Annotated in this window: 18 protein-coding genes; 11 read left to right on the top strand and 7 right to left on the bottom strand. The window is 29.6% G+C overall.

Annotated elements, in window-relative coordinates:
* Positions 1-33: 33 nt before the first annotated feature.
* The 6 genes from ychF to rpiB are packed head-to-tail and all read right to left on the bottom strand — an operon-like array spanning position 34 to position 4476.
* A complete protein-coding gene (gene ychF, locus CAMP5063_RS07565; RefSeq protein WP_263671310.1) occupies positions 34-1134 on the bottom strand; it encodes a redox-regulated ATPase YchF in 1101 nt (366 codons plus the stop codon).
* Positions 1131-2582 carry a leucyl aminopeptidase gene (locus CAMP5063_RS07560; RefSeq protein WP_337195100.1) on the bottom strand — a complete coding sequence of 484 codons (1452 nt, stop codon included), beginning with the start codon at positions 2580-2582 and terminating at the stop codon, positions 1131-1133. The genes ychF and CAMP5063_RS07560 overlap by 4 nt, the downstream gene beginning before the upstream one ends.
* Complete coding sequence (locus tag CAMP5063_RS07555; RefSeq protein ID WP_220567318.1) at positions 2579-3172, bottom strand: DedA family protein; 594 nt, start codon at positions 3170-3172, stop codon at positions 2579-2581. The genes CAMP5063_RS07560 and CAMP5063_RS07555 overlap by 4 nt, the downstream gene beginning before the upstream one ends.
* Position 3173: 1 nt before the next feature.
* Entirely contained in the window at positions 3174-3713 is a 540-nt protein-coding gene (gene apt / locus CAMP5063_RS07550) for an adenine phosphoribosyltransferase (protein ID WP_133318966.1), read from the bottom strand.
* Positions 3710-4042, bottom strand: a complete 333-nt coding sequence (locus tag CAMP5063_RS07545) for a hypothetical protein (RefSeq protein ID WP_133318965.1) — start codon at positions 4040-4042, stop codon at positions 3710-3712. Before CAMP5063_RS07545 ends, apt begins: the two co-directional genes overlap by 4 nt.
* On the bottom strand, positions 4039-4476 hold the full coding sequence (gene rpiB, locus CAMP5063_RS07540; protein WP_263660291.1) for a ribose 5-phosphate isomerase B: 438 nt from the start codon (positions 4474-4476) through the stop codon (positions 4039-4041). Before rpiB ends, CAMP5063_RS07545 begins: the two co-directional genes overlap by 4 nt.
* A 144-nt stretch (positions 4477-4620) precedes the next feature.
* Here rpiB and CAMP5063_RS07535 point away from each other — a divergent pair, with 144 nt between their 5' ends.
* Positions 4621-5172: a CheB methylesterase domain-containing protein gene (locus CAMP5063_RS07535; RefSeq protein ID WP_133318963.1), complete on the top strand. Its 552-nt coding sequence runs from the start codon at positions 4621-4623 to the stop codon at positions 5170-5172.
* A gap of 11 nt (positions 5173-5183) precedes the next feature.
* Positions 5184-5966 carry a protein-glutamate O-methyltransferase CheR gene (locus CAMP5063_RS07530; protein ID WP_337195099.1) on the top strand — a complete coding sequence of 261 codons (783 nt, stop codon included), beginning with the start codon at positions 5184-5186 and terminating at the stop codon, positions 5964-5966.
* Here CAMP5063_RS07530 and CAMP5063_RS07525 read toward each other — a convergent pair.
* Positions 5963-7156 carry an MFS transporter gene (locus CAMP5063_RS07525; RefSeq protein ID WP_133318961.1) on the bottom strand — a complete coding sequence of 398 codons (1194 nt, stop codon included), beginning with the start codon at positions 7154-7156 and terminating at the stop codon, positions 5963-5965. The two genes, CAMP5063_RS07530 and CAMP5063_RS07525, sit on opposite strands and share 4 nt — an antisense overlap.
* 105 nt (positions 7157-7261) lie before the next feature.
* On the opposite strand from CAMP5063_RS07525, the gene CAMP5063_RS07520 reads away from it, so the two are divergent.
* The 9 genes from CAMP5063_RS07520 (at position 7262) to CAMP5063_RS07480 (ending at position 16148) form a co-directional block, all read left to right on the top strand.
* Positions 7262-8308, top strand: coding sequence for a dehypoxanthine futalosine cyclase (locus tag CAMP5063_RS07520; protein WP_133318960.1), 1047 nt, complete (start codon positions 7262-7264; stop codon positions 8306-8308).
* Complete coding sequence (locus tag CAMP5063_RS07515; protein WP_337195098.1) at positions 8308-9528, top strand: M16 family metallopeptidase; 1221 nt, start codon at positions 8308-8310, stop codon at positions 9526-9528. The genes CAMP5063_RS07520 and CAMP5063_RS07515 overlap by 1 nt, the downstream gene beginning before the upstream one ends.
* Positions 9518-11341: an ATP-dependent DNA helicase RecG gene (gene recG / locus CAMP5063_RS07510; RefSeq protein WP_337195097.1), complete on the top strand. Its 1824-nt coding sequence runs from the start codon at positions 9518-9520 to the stop codon at positions 11339-11341. The genes CAMP5063_RS07515 and recG overlap by 11 nt, the downstream gene beginning before the upstream one ends.
* A complete protein-coding gene (locus CAMP5063_RS07505; protein WP_337195096.1) occupies positions 11334-11936 on the top strand; it encodes a Crp/Fnr family transcriptional regulator in 603 nt (200 codons plus the stop codon). Before recG ends, CAMP5063_RS07505 begins: the two co-directional genes overlap by 8 nt.
* 44 nt (positions 11937-11980) lie before the next feature.
* A complete protein-coding gene (locus CAMP5063_RS07500; RefSeq protein ID WP_133318956.1) occupies positions 11981-12628 on the top strand; it encodes an amino acid ABC transporter permease in 648 nt (215 codons plus the stop codon).
* On the top strand, positions 12621-13280 hold the full coding sequence (locus CAMP5063_RS07495; RefSeq protein WP_337195095.1) for an amino acid ABC transporter permease: 660 nt from the start codon (positions 12621-12623) through the stop codon (positions 13278-13280). The genes CAMP5063_RS07500 and CAMP5063_RS07495 overlap by 8 nt, the downstream gene beginning before the upstream one ends.
* 1 nt (position 13281) lies before the next feature.
* Entirely contained in the window at positions 13282-14019 is a 738-nt protein-coding gene (locus tag CAMP5063_RS07490; protein ID WP_263726218.1) for an amino acid ABC transporter ATP-binding protein, read from the top strand.
* Between the two features lie 108 nt (positions 14020-14127).
* Complete coding sequence (locus CAMP5063_RS07485) at positions 14128-14925, top strand: cysteine ABC transporter substrate-binding protein (protein ID WP_375154872.1); 798 nt, start codon at positions 14128-14130, stop codon at positions 14923-14925.
* Positions 14926-14927: 2 nt separating this feature from the next.
* Positions 14928-16148 carry an MFS transporter gene (locus CAMP5063_RS07480; RefSeq protein ID WP_263670417.1) on the top strand — a complete coding sequence of 407 codons (1221 nt, stop codon included), beginning with the start codon at positions 14928-14930 and terminating at the stop codon, positions 16146-16148.
* The last annotated feature ends 210 nt before the right edge of the window (positions 16149-16358 follow it).

The following is a 16358-nucleotide window of genomic DNA, read 5'->3' as shown; positions in this document are numbered from 1 at the left end:
GAAATTGCAAGCTGTTTTAGCTTGCAATTGAAATTAAACATTAAATCTAAAATGCATTACATCGCCATCTTGTACGATATAATCTTTCCCTTCAAGGCGTAGTTTTCCTGCTTCTTTAGCACCACTTTCGCCTTTGCAAGCGATATAATCCTCATAAGAAATTACTTCAGCTTTGATAAAACCTTTTTCAAAGTCATTATGGATCACGCTTGCTGCTTTTGGTGCTTTCCAACCTCTTTGTATAGTCCATGATCTAACTTCTACTTGACCTGCTGTAAAATAGCTAATCAAGTTTAGCTTTGAAAATGCTGTGCGTATTACTACTTCAAGTCCGCTACTTTCTATACCTAAAGATTTTAAAAATTCATAATTTTCTTCATCGCTTAAAGCTATCATTTCTTCTTCTATTTTAGAGCAAAGTTTGATTACTTCATGACCTGATTTTGCTGCAAATTCTTTAAGATCTTTTACAAATTCATTATCTTCTAAAAGCGAATTCTCATCTACATTTGCTCCATATATCACTTCTTTAGCTGAAAGCAATCTTAGTTCTTTTATAAGAGCATGATAGACTTCATTTTTATTAGCAAAAGAACTTGCACTGTTATTTTGATTTAAATGCTCTAAAAGTTCATTAGCTAATGCCAAGGTTTCTTTTGCACCTTTTTCATTGGCCTTTGCACCTTTAGTGAGTTTTTCTATTTTTTTGCTAAGTTGTTCTATATCTGCTAGTATAAGTTCTGTTTCTATGATTTGCACATCACGCACAGGATCAACACTGCCCGCAACATGGGTGATATTTTCATCATCAAAACAACGCACAATATGTAAAATCATCTCTGTTTCGCGTATATTAGATAAAAATTTATTACCCAAACCCTCACCTTTGCTAGCTCCTGCTACTAAGCCTGCTATATCAACAAATTCTATATTTGAGCGTATAATTTTTTGTGGATTAACAATTTTTGCTAGTTCTTTTAAGCGATGATCAGGCACAGGTACCACTGCTTTGTTTGGTTCTATGGTGCAAAATGGATAGTTTGCACTTTCAGCATTTTGTGCTCTTGTTAGAGCGTTAAAAGTGGTAGATTTTCCAACATTTGGAAGTCCTACTATACCAACTGATAAACTCATTTTTGTTTCCTTGAAAGATAAAGTAAATATGAAAGGCACATTCTAACACCTGCTCCGGTTGCACCAAAATTATGATAACCCCAAGTCTTTTCTAAATAAGCTGGTCCTGCAATGTCTAAATGTAGCCATTTGTCTTTGTATTCTTCTCTAATGAAAGAATTTAAAAATAATCCCGCAGTAATGGCTCCACCATAACGACTTGAAGAGGTATTGCTAACATCTGCTATGTTTGATTTTATAAGCTCTTTTAAGTGCGGATTAAAATGTAAAATAGTAGCTAAATCTCCACTTTTTTTACTTATTTTATAAAATTCATTTTGCAAATCTTCATTATTTCCCATGATGGCACTTGTGTATTCTCCAAGTCCTACTACGCAAGCTCCAGTTAAAGTAGCAAGATCTATTAATAAATCAGGTTTTAGATCTTGAGCAAGCGAAAGACAATCTGCTAAAACTAATCTTCCTTCTGCGTCGGTATTTCTAACCTCTATACTCACACCTTCTCTTGAAATAAGCACATCATCAGGCTTGTAAGCATTTCCACCTATCATGTTTTCAGTTGCGCCGATGATAGAATGAACTTCTATATCAAGGTTTAACTCGCTTGCACCTTTAATAATAGCCATTGCAGCCGCACCACCGCTTTTATCTGATTTCATCGTTAGCATGTAATCAGCAGGTTTTAAACTAAGTCCACCACTATCATAAGTTAGCCCTTTACCTACAAACACTACTTTCATTTTTGGATTTTGTGGTTTATAAGAAAGATGAATGAGTTTTGGGGGATGAATTGAAGCACGATTTACTGCTAAAAATGCTTGCATTTTTTCTTGCTCTAAGAAATCGCTTTCATAAATTTTACATGAAATATTAGAATTATTTTGGCTCAGTTCAAGCGCATCTTCGGCCATTTTGGCAGGAGTGTAAATTTGTGGGATTTCATTAACGATATTTTTTGCAAAATCACAAGCATTTGAAAAAATTTGACCATAGTTTATACCTATGCAAGCTTCTTCTAGGTTGTATGTTTTATCATTAATTTCATCTTTTGCAATGAAGATATTCTCTAACTTGTTTGGTGCTTTTTCTTTTTTGTATTTATTAAATTCATAAGCACCAAAAGTAAATCCTTGAATCATAGCATTAAAGCTATTTACTACACATTTCCCTATAACACTTTTTGTTTTTACGCTTTGAATTTCAAGTTTTTTTAAAGCTTTGTATGCATTTGCAAAAGCAAGCCTTATATCTTCATATTCTAAGCTTTTAAGTTCACTGTAAAGAATTTTATTTTGCATATCTATGCAAATTCCTTCACCTTTATAGCTTGAAAGCTTGAAAAGTTCTTGACTTTGAGTGTATTTTTCTATTTTTTTATCTTGTATTAAAATGATTTCAAAATCAGCATTTATAGAGCCGATATTTTCTTCTATAAAATTAAAAGTCATTTGCGAGTCCTTTTTGTAAGTATTGATTTTTCTATTTGTTTCATTCCTAAAAATAAAGCTAATAAAAAGCCAGCAATAATTGGCACTGCAAAATACCAATGATTTCCAGCCCATTCTACTGCAAGCCAAATTTCTTTTCCAAAAAACCATGCAAGTAAAATAGTTATAGCAGCCCAAGCCCACGCACTAATAAGATTAATAAACGCAAATTTTTTAGCACTATAGCGAGTTAATCCTATACTCATAGGTATAATAGTTCTAAAACCATACATATATCTTTGTATGAAGATAATAGGCCAGCCAAAACGCTGTAAAAGTAAGTGTGCTATGGCAAATTTACGCCTTTGGGTGCGAAGTTTTTTCTGAATGTATTTTTTGTTATATCTTCCTATATAAAAGTATATTTGATCGCCTACAAAGCCACCCAAGCCTGCTATAAAAATAATAAGTCCTAAATTTACATGGCCTTCGTGTGCAAAAATACCTGCTAAAATAAGTGCAAGTTCTCCTTCAAGTATGCACCATAAAAACACAATAATATAAGCCCAATTTTTATAATCATACAAAAGTTGTTTTAAAAATTCTTCCATTTTATACCTCTAAAACACTATAAACAGAAGTTAATTTAGCTAATTCTTTAGCACCATCTAGATCTTTTAACTCTAGTAAAAAACAAGCTTCAACACATTTTGCATTGAGTTTTTCTATAAGTTTCACAGCAGCGATAGCTGTGCCACCTGTAGCGATAAGATCATCTATAAGTAAAACATTTGCTTTTTGATTATTAAAAGCATCGATATGAATTTCTATAGTATCACTGCCATATTCTAAACTATAAGATTCTTGTAAGCATTTTGAAGGTAGCTTTCCAGGTTTTCTTATGGGTACAAAAGGAAGTCTTAATCTAGCGCTCAAGGCAGCTCCAAAAATAAAACCTCTACTTTCTATACCAACGATATAATCAAGCTTTGCGTTTTGATATTTTTCAACTAAATGATCCATTAAAAACGCAAATGCTTCTTTGTTGTTTAATAAAGTAGTAATATCTCTAAAAACAATCCCTTCTTTTGGAAAGTCCTTAATAGCTCTAATGCTATCTAGTAAATATTTTTTATCTTGCTCTTTTATCATAATAATGCCTCTATTTTTGCTTCTAATTCTTTGATTCTTTGTCTTAGTTTTTCATTTTCAATACGATATTGTGAATTTCTTGTTCTAAGAGAGGTTAAGTCTGCTTTACTTTTGTTTAATTCTTCAGTTAAAATATCAATATTACCCAAACTTCTTTGAAGTTGTACTTGTAGTTTTCTAATAACAATTTCAGTATCATCAAGGTTGTTTTTTATAAATTCTTTTGCCACTTTTTCTTTATGAAGCAGGGTTTTATAATAAAGTAGCATAATAGTCATATAAATACTAATACAAATTAATACAGTTAATACAAGCCAACTTAAGATCATAATCTTTCCTCTATTTTACTAATTCTTGTGCAATGTCTTCCGCCGCTAAAAGAAGTGTTGATAAAATTTGAGATAATTTCAAAAGCCATATCAACCCCTATTAATCTAGCTCCTAGTGCTAAAACATTTGCATCATTATGTTCTCTTGAAAGTTTAGCACTTAAAGATTCATTACACAAAGCACAGCGTATATTTTTATGACGATTTGCTGCTATACTCATACCAATTCCTGATCCGCATACTAAAATTCCAAAACTTTTTTCATTTATTTTAGAGCTTAATAAATGTGCATAATCAGGATAATCACAACGATCCTCACTAAAAGGACCTAAGTCTTCAAAAGTAATATTTTTTTCTTGTAAAAATTTAGTAATTTCTTGCTTTAAAATAAAACCAGCATGATCACTTGCAATATAAATTTTTTCTCTTAACATTTAACATTCACTTTATCATTTTTGAAATTTTAAAGTATTAATTTTATCATATTTAATTAAAATTTTTCTTTCTTATATATAATTATTTTTTTATGTTTTCAAATATTTATTTGATATAATAACAATAATTATTTAAGGTAAAAAATGAAGCTTATACTAATTGGTTCTTCAACAGGTGGCCCAAGCCAACTAAAGTTTTTACTAAATGATGTAGAATTGAAAGATTGTGCAGTAGTGATTGCTCAGCATATGAATCCTGCGTTTATTCCTTCTTTTGTAAATCAATTTAACAAAGAAGCATTAAGCGAGGTGATTATACCAAGTGATAAGGAAGTTTTGAAAAATAAAATTTATATTTGTCAAAGAAATATGATTTTAAGTGGCAACAATACCTTAACATTAAATACTACAGATGAAACTAGTAGTTTTAATCCAGGGATTGATGTGCTATTTAATTCTGCTGTTAATCTTTGCAAATATCATAAAATTTTAGCTTTAATTATGACAGGAATGGGCGATGATGGTGCTAAGTCTTTGTTTGAACTTTATAAAGCAGGAGTAAGGTGTTTGTGCGAAAATGAGGCAGATTCTATAGTATATGGTATGCCAAAAAAAGCCAGAGATACTAATCCAAATTTAAAACCTATGAGTTTAATAGAACTCAAAAAAGAAATAACAAATTTCATCAAATCGTAGGACAAAAAAAGATGATAAAGATTACAGAAAATGAAATGAATGATTTTGTAAAAATCGTAGAGCAAATAAGTGGAAATAACCTTAATACTAAAAAAGATATTTTATCTATAAAACTTCCTAAATTTTTACAAGAATTAGGCTTGAGCAGTCTTAGTGAATTAAATGAAAAAGTGCAGTTTCAAAGAAATTTAAAACAAGAAACTATGGATTTTATTACAGTTTGTGAGACTTATTTTTTTAGAGAATTAGAGCAATTAAAAGATGTGATTTTTTATATAAAATCTCTTGATCGCCCTGTAAATGTGCTTTGTGCTCCATGTTCAAGCGGCGAAGAAGTGCATTCTTTAGCTATTTTAGCAAGTGAGAATTTTGTTAAAGGTATGAATATAGTTGGTATAGATATTAATAAAAAAATGATAGATAAATGCAATGAAATGATTTATTCAGAGCGTTCAGTATCTAGATTAAACACTATGCAAAAAACGCGTTATTTTGATGTAAAAGATAGAATGTATCATCTTAAAAAAGAAACCCTAGCTTGCAGATGCCGTTTTGATCTTTGTAATGTCTTTGATGATTCTTTATTTAAATTTGGAAAATTTGATGTGATTTTTTCAAGAAATATGATGATATATTTTGATCAAGATTTTAAAATAAGACTTATGGAGCGTTTTTATAGGATATTGAATAAAGAAGGTAGAATTTACCCAGGAAAGTCAGATCTTGTGCCTGAAACAGCTTATTTTGAAAAAAACTTTTCAGCAGGTGGAGTTTATTATTCTAAGGTGGATTAATTATATTTTTTATTAAACCACCACCAATAAATTGCTGCAAAGATAAAACATACTCCCAAGCCAAAAGTAAAATGACTTAGTTTTATTCCATAAAATTCAAATAAATATCCTGTTGAAAAAGCAATAATTGCACTAAAGGTTAAATATACCATATCATTGTAGGCAATCACTCTGCCATAGTATCTTTTGTCGCAATCATTTTGCAAAAGTGTATAGGTATAGCTCCATAAAGATGAAGTGCAAAAACCAGCCATTACCAAGCCTACAAAAGCAAGATAAAAGTTAAATTGCAAGCAAGCCCAAAGCATTATACCTACACCTTGCGCTAAGTATAAATATACCAAAGTGTTTTTATTAATATAAGGACTAAGCACATAAGGGCCTATAAGTAAAGATATGGCTCTTATAGCATTAGAAAGCCCTATGGCTAGAGGTATAGAAATAACTTTTGCGTATTCATATTCTGCTAAAAGAGTGATTAAAACATCATAAGCAGTTATCCCTACAACCCCATGAAGTAAAATCAAATGAATGATTTTTTTATTATTAAATACATAAACTAAGCCTTCTTTGATTAATATAAAAAGATTATTTTGTGTGGTATTTTTTTCATTAGGTAAAATCAAAGTTTTGAGTATAAGCATAGCACAAAATAGCATTAAAGTATCAGCTATAAAGGCTGGCTTTACTCCAAAAAGATCTATAAAAAGCCCTGCTGCACCCATACCCAAAGCATATGATACAGCCCATATGATACTATGAAGCTCATTGCCTAGTTTTAATTCTTGTGGGGTTAAAATTTTAGGTAAAACTGACATTTCTGTTTGAAAATACATACTTGCAACCGCCATACGAACAAAGGTTAAAAAGTATAACAACCAAAGCATGGCTAAAGAATTTACAAAAATTAACATAAAAATAGAAATCATTTCAATACTAATCATTGTGAGTAATAAATTCTTAGGTTTAAATCTATCTACTATAACCCCATTTATAGGTGCAAGTATAATAGAAGGTAAAAAAACAAAAATAGCTGAAAAACCTATGATATTAGCAGGTGCACCGAGTTCTTTAGTTAAAAGGGTAAAAACACCTACTTGAGAAAACCACGCACCAAAATAACTTATAAATTGTACTATTGCTAAAAGGCGAAAAGTTTTATTATTTTTAAGTAAAGACCTATAAGTCATGAGTATCCTATGAATATATGAAATTAAAGGGCTTGATTATATCGTCTTTAAGATTATTTTACATTTAAATGTTATAATAATCCTTTTTACAAAAAAGGTTTAAGAATGAGTAGATTAAGTAAAAAAGAAGCGTTAAATTTGCTCCAAAATGCACCTTTATATGAACTAGGTGCAATGGCTTATGAGAGAAAATTAGAGCTTCATCCTGAAAAAATAACTACTTTTGTGGTAGATAGAAATATAAATTATACAAATATTTGCTGTATTGATTGTGATTTTTGTGCTTTTTGTAGAAAAGAAAAAGATGATGATTCTTATATTTTAAAATATGAAGAAATAGGGCAAAAAATAGAAGAATTACAAGCCATAGGTGGAACGCAAATTTTATTTCAAGGCGGGGTACATCCAAAACTTAAAATAGAATGGTATGAAGATTTGCTTTCTTATATAAAAACTAATTATCCAACGATTACCGTGCATGGTTTTTCAGCAGTAGAGATAGCTTATATAGCAAGAGTTTCTAAAATTTCTATAGAAGAGGTTTTAAAAAGATTACAAGTCAAAGGACTTTTTTCTATACCTGGAGCGGGTGCTGAAGTATTAAGCGATAGGGTGAGAGATATTATAGCACCACACAAATGTGACACAGCTACTTGGCTTAGGGTGCATGAGAGTGCGCATAATATAGGTATGAAAAGTACTGCTACAATGATGTTTGGTACGGTTGAAAATGATGAGGAAATCATCGAACATTTTGATCATTTAAGAAATTTACAAGATAAAACAAATGGCTTTAGAGCTTTTATTTTATGGTCGTTTCAAAGTGAAAATACTCCTTTGATCAAAAAACACCCTGAAATCATCAAGCAAAGCTCTAATAGGTATTTAAGATTGCTAGCTTTGGCAAGATTATATTTGGATAATTTTAAAAATTTACAAAGTTCATGGGTAACGCAAGGCTCTTTAATAGGCCAACTTGCTTTAAAATTTGGTGCAAATGATTTAGGTTCAACTATGATGGAAGAAAATGTTGTAGCCGCAGCTGGTGCAAAATATAGAATGAATCAAGAACAAATGATAGAACTTATTAAAGATATAGGGGAATTACCTGCCAAACGCGATACAGCTTATAATATTTTAGAAAGGTTTTAATGCTAAATTTAGACTTTAATGAAACTAAAATAGACATAATATATGAGTATGAAAATGAGCTTCCTGTAGTATTTTTTAAGCTCATTTTTAAAAATAGTGGAAAAATAGCAGAAAAACACAATAGAGGTTGTGCAAGTATGCTTGCTAGGCTTTTAAATGAAGGAAGTAATGATGAGTTTTTTAAAAGCTTAGAATACCGTGCTATAGAGCTTTATGCTAAGGCTAGTTTTGAACATTTTCAAATTAGTATTAAATGCTTGAAAGAACATTTTGATTTTGCTTTAGAAAAATTACAAGAATTGTTTTTAAATGTGCGTTTTGAAGAAAAAATCTTACAAAGATTAAAAACTTTAGCTTTGGGTGAACTTGCAAGTTTAAATACTGATTATGATTATCAAGCAAAAAGACTTTTGAATAAGAATGTTTTTAAAGATGAAATTTTTGCTAGTGGTCTTGATGGGACTAAAGAAAGCATAGAAAAGATTAGTTTAAAAGAATTACAAGATTTTATGAGTGAAAATTTAGTACTTGATAATGCTTTATTTGTTTTTGGTGGAGATATTAAAGAAGATGAAGTAAAGATTAAAGTAGAAAAAATTTGCCAAATTCTAAAAAGAAATATCTCAAATCAAAACAAAAGCTACAAGCTCGTTGATGAGAGTATAGAAGTAAGTGAGCAAAAAAGCACCGAGCAAGCTTATATATATTTTTGCTCTCCATTTAATATACAAATTAATGATGAGAAAATGTATTTAGCTAAACTTGCTTTGTTTATTTTAGGTCAAGGTGGTTTTGGTTCGCGTTTGATGGAAGAAGTGCGTGTAAAAAGAGGCTTGGCGTATTCAGCATATGCTATGCTTGATGTAAATTTAAATTATAGTAGAGTTTTTGGGTATTTGCAAACTAAAAATGAAAGTTCTAATGAGGCTAAAGCTTTAGTTAAGGAAGTTTTTGAAAACTTTGTCCAAAATGGAGTCAATGAAAAAGAATTTCAACTAGCTAAACAATTTTTAGTAGGATCTATGCCTTTAAGGTATGAAAACTTGGCTAAAAGACTAGATATAATGCTAAATGAATATTTGCATGGTTTAAAACTTGGAAATTTAAAAGAAGAAATGCAAAAGATTAAAAACACTAATCTAGATGAATTAAATGACTTCATCAAAGCACATAGTGAAATTACCAAAGTGAGTTTTGCAAGCATAGAAAATGAAAGTTGAAGAAAAGGACTTAAAACTACTTCATGCTTTAGGGGTTAAAAATTGTATCGATTTGGCTTTGATTTTACCTAAAAAATTTGATGATTTTAGAATTTCAAAGTTTCCAAAAGATACATTTTGCACTCAAAATGTAAAAATTATTAGCACACAAAATCATCACTCCCAACTTTTTATACTTTGTGAATGTTTAGAATGGGGTATAAAAGCAAATATAGTAATTTTTCATCCTAATAAATGGCATTTTAAAATTTTTAAACATAATGCTTTGGTTTGTATCCATGCAAAGATGAATTTTTTTAATGGAATTTGGCAGTTTATAAACCCAAAAATAGTAAAAAACATAGGTCAAATAATCCCTAAATACCAAATTAGTTCTATTAAAGATGAAAGCATAAAAAAACTTATTTTAAAATATGTCAATGAAGCTAACTTAAAAGCGCTAAATTTAGAACAAAAATATATCAATTTACTTTTGAATTTACACAATTATGATGATTTAATTCTTTATGAAAATTTTAACGCCATAGTTAAAGATTTAAAATATATAGAAATTTTTAATCATTTAAGGCGTTTAAAGGGTAAAAAAATATCACAAAATGCTTATAAAATAGAACTTTTTGATATAAGCTCTTGGCTCAAGGGTTTAGAATTTAACCCTACAAATGATCAGCTTTTAGCAATAGAAGATATTAAAAAAGATTTGCAAAATAAAGTCGCTAAAAGGCGTGTGGTGATGGGTGATGTGGGTTGTGGTAAGACTTTGGTCATACTTGCTGCAAGTTTGCTAGTATATCCTAAAAAGGCTATTTTAATGGCTCCAACTAGTATATTAGCAGAGCAAATTTATCATGAAGCAAAAAGACTTTTGCCTGATTTTGTTAATGTATTGCTTTTAAAGGGTGGTAAAAAAGATAAAGATTTAGCAAAATTAAAAGAACAAGCCCATTTTATCATAGGTACACATGCGCTCATTCATCAAGAAGAATTTGAAGCAGTTTTAGTGATGATAGATGAGCAACATCGCTTTGGCTCTAATCAAAGACAAAAAATAAGTGAGCTTAGTAAAAACTCTCAATATGCTCCGCATATCGTGCAATTTTCTGCTACACCTATACCAAGAACACTTTCTATGATACAAAGTGAGCTTGTAAATTTTAGTTTTATTAAACAAATGCCTTTTAAAAAAGACATTAAAACTTTTTGCATACAAGATAAAGATTTTAAATATTTGCTTAAAAAAATCGATGATGAACTAGCTAAAAATCATCAAGTAATCATCATTTATCCTTTGGTAAATGAAAGTGAAAATATAGATTATTTATCGCTAGAACAAGCACAAGGGTATTGGATAAACAAATACAAAAATGTTTATGTGACTCATGGAAAAGATAAAAATAAAGATCAAATTTTGCAAGAATTTAGAGAAAAAGGCACGATTTTACTTTCTACGACCGTGGTTGAAGTGGGAATTTCTTTACCAAGACTAAGCGTGATTGTAGTTGTTGGGGCTGAAAGACTTGGGCTTGCTACCTTACATCAGCTTCGAGGTAGGGTAGGTAGAGTAGGACTTGAGAGTTTTTGTTATTTATATACTAAGCAAAAAGAAATTCCAAGTCGTTTGCTTGAATTTGCTAAAACTTTAGATGGGTTTAAAATAGCTGAGCTTGATTTAAAAAACAGGTTAAGTGGGGATTTGCTAGATGGTAGAGTGCAACATGGAAATCACTTTAAATTTTTTGATTTTGCAGATGATGAAGAACTGGTTTTAAAAGCAAAAGAAAGTATTAAAAATATGGAAGAAAAAAATGGATAAACATTTTGAAATTTTGATTTCAAAGGGCGAAAAGAAGTATTTTAAGAAAGGAAATATTTTATTTTTTCAAGGTGAAAAAGCAAATAAAATTTACATTTTACTAAGTGGAAAAGTGCGTATATATAAGGTGAATGCAAAAGGTTTTGAGCTAACACTACACACTCTAACTCCAGTAAATTTTATAGCTGAAATGCCTGTGTTTGAGGGTATTGATTACCCAGCCAATGCAATTTGTGAGCAAGATTGTGAAATTTGTGTTTTTGATTTTAATGAATTTAAAAAATTATGCTTAGAAAATGGAGAATTTAGTTTTTTACTTTTGACTTCTTTAATCGGTAAAATTCGAATTTTAGAAAATTTTATCAGACAAAAATCTTTGGATTTAAAGTCAAGATTAGTCGGCTTTTTACTAGAAAATGAAGAAAAGCTACAAAATTTAAAACAAAAAGAAATCGCTGTGATTTTAAATTTACCCCCAGAATCTTTGTCGCGTTTTTTAAAAGAATTAAAACAAAATGAGCTTATTTGCACAAATAAAGGTAAAATAGTAATTTTAAATAAAGAAAAAATGCAAAATTTAATTAAGTCTTTTTAAGTCTTATTTGTTACAATATTATATTTTAAAGTATGGATGGTTTCATGGATTTTGATTTTTTAGTCAAGTTTAGCCCTATGTTTATACAAGCTTCTTGGCTTACATTAAAACTTGCTATTTATGGGGTGTTTTTTTCATTTTTAGTAGGTTTATTTTGTGTGGGAGTGAGTTATTTTAAATTTTCCTTTTTAAACACAATTTGTAAAATTTATATAGAATTTTCAAGAAATACACCTTTGCTAATCCAACTTTTCTTTTTATATTATGCTTTACCTGAATTTGGAATTCAACTTAGCTCTTTTGCTTGTGCTGTGATAGGACTTAGTTTTTTAGGTGGTTCTTATATGGCTGAAAGTTTAAGAGCGGGTATGGAAGCGGTTAAAAAACAACAATATGAATCAGGACTTTCTTTGGGTTTGAGTAAATGGCAAAATTTCCGTTATATTATTATGCCTCAAGCTTTGGGTATAGCTATGCCAAGCATTAGTGCAAATATCATTTTTTTACTTAAAGAAACTTCTGTGGTAAGCATTATTGCTTTAGCAGATTTAGTATATGTGGCTAAAGATCTTATAGGGCTTTATTATAAAAGTAACGAAGCATTATTTGCTTTGGTGCTTTGTTATTTGATCTTGATTTTACCTTTATCTTTAGTGTTAAACCGTATAGAAAAAAGGTTAAATTATGTTTGAAATTTTAAATCAAGATACCTTTTTTAGACTAGCGCAAGGTTTAAAGGTTACTTTAGAGCTTTCGTTAATTAGCGTTTTGATTTCACTCATAGGAGGAGTATTTTTTGGAATTTTAATGCATTCTAAAAACAAATTCCTTTATGTTTTTTGTCGTTTTATGCTTGAGTTTGTGCGTATTATGCCTTTGATTGTTTGGCTTTTTATAGTGCATTTTGGCTTGGCGAAATGGTTTGGATGGCATTTGGGTGCTTTGGGTTCAAGTATTATTGTTTTTAGTATTTGGGGTGTGTTTGAGATGATGGATTTGGTTAGATCATCTTTAGCAAGTATACCAAAACATCAGTATGAGTCAGGACTTTCACTAGGTTTTAATAAATTCGAAGTTTATCTTTTTATCATTATACCTTTATCTTTGAGAAGATTATTACCAATGAGTATTAATCTTTTTACAAGAATTATTAAAAGCACTTCAGTGATTTATCTAATCGGCGGTATAGAGCTTATTAAAGTAGGTCAACAAGTGATTGAGCTTAATTTATTTCAAAATTCTTACGCGGCTTTTGTGATTTATGGTTTGATTTTATTGATTTATTTTATACTTTGTTATCCTTTGTCAGTATATTCAAAGTTTTTAGAGAAAAAATGGAGCTAATATGAGCATTTTAAAAATACAAAATTTACAAAAATATTATGATGAACATCATGTTTTAAAAGATATTAATTTAGAAGTAAATCAAAAAGAAGTAGTGGTTATACTAGGTCCAAGTGGTTGTGGGAAATCTACACTTTTAAGATGTATTAATGGCTTAGAAGAAATGGCTGATGGAGCTATTTTAGTAGATGATGAGAAAATTGATAAAAATTATAAAAAATGGACTCAAATTCGTCAAAAAATAGGTATGGTGTTTCAATCTTATGAGCTTTTTGATCATTTAAATGTTGAGCAAAATATACTTTTAGGACCTTTAAAGGTGCAAAAAAGAAAAAAAGAAGAGGTTTTAGAAGAAGCAAAATACTGGCTTGATAGAGTAGGACTTTTGCATAAAATAAAAGCTTATCCTAAAGAATTAAGCGGTGGACAAAAGCAACGCATAGCCATAGTTAGAAGTCTTTGTATGAACCCTGAAATCATGCTTTTTGATGAAGTTACAGCAGCACTTGATCCTGAAATCGTGCGTGAAGTTTTAGATGTGATTTTAAATTTGGCAAAAGATGGTATGACTATGCTTATAGTTACACATGAAATGGGTTTTGCAAGAGCAGTTGCTGATAAAATAGTTTTTATGGATGATGGTAAAATAGTAGAAATTTCAAATCCTGATGAATTTTTTGAAAATCCAAAGACAGATCGTGCGAAAAAATTTCTCAATTTGTTTGATTTTCATCGTTAATTTTATTTTTTTAAAATATTTATTTAAAAAAATAATATAAGGTTTAAAAATTTAAATTTTTAATCATAAGGATAAAACATGAAAAAAATTTTTCTTTTATCATTTTTAATGGCACTTTTTTTTAGTGCATGCTCAAATTCAAGCTCTAATGAAAATTCCATAGAGAAAATCAAACAGCAAGGTGTAATCCGCATAGGTGTGTTTGGTGATAAACCTCCATTTGGCTACCTAGATGCACAAGGGAAAAATCAAGGCTATGATGTGTATTTTGCTAAACGCATAGCAAAAGAACTTTTGGGTGATGAGTCAAAAGTGCAATTTGTACTTGTTGAAGCAGCAAATAGAGTAGAATTTTTAGAATCAAATAAAGTAGATTTAATCTTAGCAAATTTTACAAAAACCCCAGAAAGAGAAGCTGTGGTTGATTTTGCATTACCTTATATGAAAGTTGCTCTTGGGGTGGTGGCTCCTAAAGGGTCAGATATTGAAACTTTAGATGATTTAAAAAATAAAACTTTAATTTTAAATAAAGGCACAACAGCTGATGCGTATTTTACAAAAAATATGCCAGATATTAAAACGATTAAATTTGATCAAAATACAGAAACTTTTGCAGCTTTAATTGGTAAAAGAGGTGATGCGTTAAGTCATGATAATGCATTGCTTTTTGCTTGGGCTAAAGAAAATCCAAATTTTGAAGTAGTGATTAAAGAACTTGGAAATCATGATGTTATAGCTCCTGCTGTAAAAAAAGGTGACGAAGCTATGTTAAATTTTATCAATGATTTGATTTTAAAATTACAAAATGAACAATTTTTCCACAAAGCTTATGATGAAACTTTAAAGCCATTTTTTAGCGATGATATAAAAGCTGATGATGTAGTAATCGAAGGTGGCAAAATTTAATAATGCAAAAAGCTTTTAAAAATACCATCTATGCTTCCTTAGGTGGTATTTTGGAATTTTATGATTTTGTTTTATTTATCTTCTTTGCAAGTGTTTTTGCAAAAATTTTCTTTCCTCAAAATGATGATTTTTGGCCATTAATCTATACTTATGTAGCCTTTGGGGCAGGGTATTTAGCCAGACCTTTTGGTGCTGTTGTTTTAGCGCATTTTGCAGATATAAAAGGGCGTAAGAATGTTTTTTATATTAGCATGCTTTTAATGGTTGTACCAAGTTTTGTTTTGGCCTTTTTACCTACTTATGAAAGCATAGGGCTTTTGGCTACTTTTATGCTTTTTGTTATTAGGATAGCCCAAGGATTAGCTATAGGAGCTGAAGTTAGCGGTGCTTGGATTTTTGTGAGTGAATTTGTGAGTAAAAAAAGACTTGGTTTGGCACTTGGTTTTATTTCAGCGACTTTGACTTTAGGTTTATTGCTTGGAAATTTAGCGACTTTGACTATATATGCGTATTTTGATAAAGAAGAAGTAGAAAGCTTTGCTTGGAGAATTCCTTTTTTTATAGGAGGATTTTTTGGTATATTGGCTTTATTTTTACGCACGAAATTGAATGAAACACCAGCTTTTAAAAATATAAAAGCAAAAGAAAAAATTTTAAATTTCCCACTTTTGCAGGCTTTAAAAACACATAAAAAAAGTATGTTAATATGCGCTTTACTTACTGTGGTTTTAACAAGTGGGGTGGCTACTTTAATGATACTGCCACAATATTTTGAAAGCTTATTAGGAGTTAGCAAAACTACTGCTTTGTTATATCAAAATTTGGCCATAGTGATGATCATACTAGGAAGTTTAGCACAAGGATATTTAGCAGATTTTTTAGGACATTTTAAAATTTGTTTGATTTTCACTTTACTTTTTGGAATTTTTGGTATAGCTTTTAGCTTTTATAATGAGTGGTTTTTGTTATTTTATTTGCTTGCTTGTTTTGCACAAGGTATTATAGCTTTTGCTCCTATTTTTATGACTCAAATTTTTACCACAGAGTTAAGATCGAGTGGTCTTTCTTTTGCTTATAATATTTCTTATGCGATTTTGGGTTTTATAACCCCTTTTATTGTTAATTTTGTATATAAGGAGTATTTTTATATTTATATTATTTTTATAATTATTGCTAGTTTGCTAAGTATATTTTTAGTAAAAAGCTCTTTTAAAAATTTATAACATTTTTTATTTAAACTTCTATTTTTCAATACATTCAAACTTTTATAATATCTTCTTATTATACTAATATTTTATTATTATTTATAATTAAGCTTAAATTTATAAACATAGTGTTAATATTGCTTTGCTGTTGAAAAGTTGTTTGTAATTTATACTAAAAAAAACATAAAGATAATATTGATGCAGTATCTATAAATATATACAAAAAAA

This window comes from Campylobacter sp. RM5063 (assembly GCF_024723655.1).
GTDB classification, from domain to species: domain Bacteria; phylum Campylobacterota; class Campylobacteria; order Campylobacterales; family Campylobacteraceae; genus Campylobacter_D; species Campylobacter_D lari_D.
This window is presented reverse-complemented; position numbering and strand designations above follow the sequence as displayed.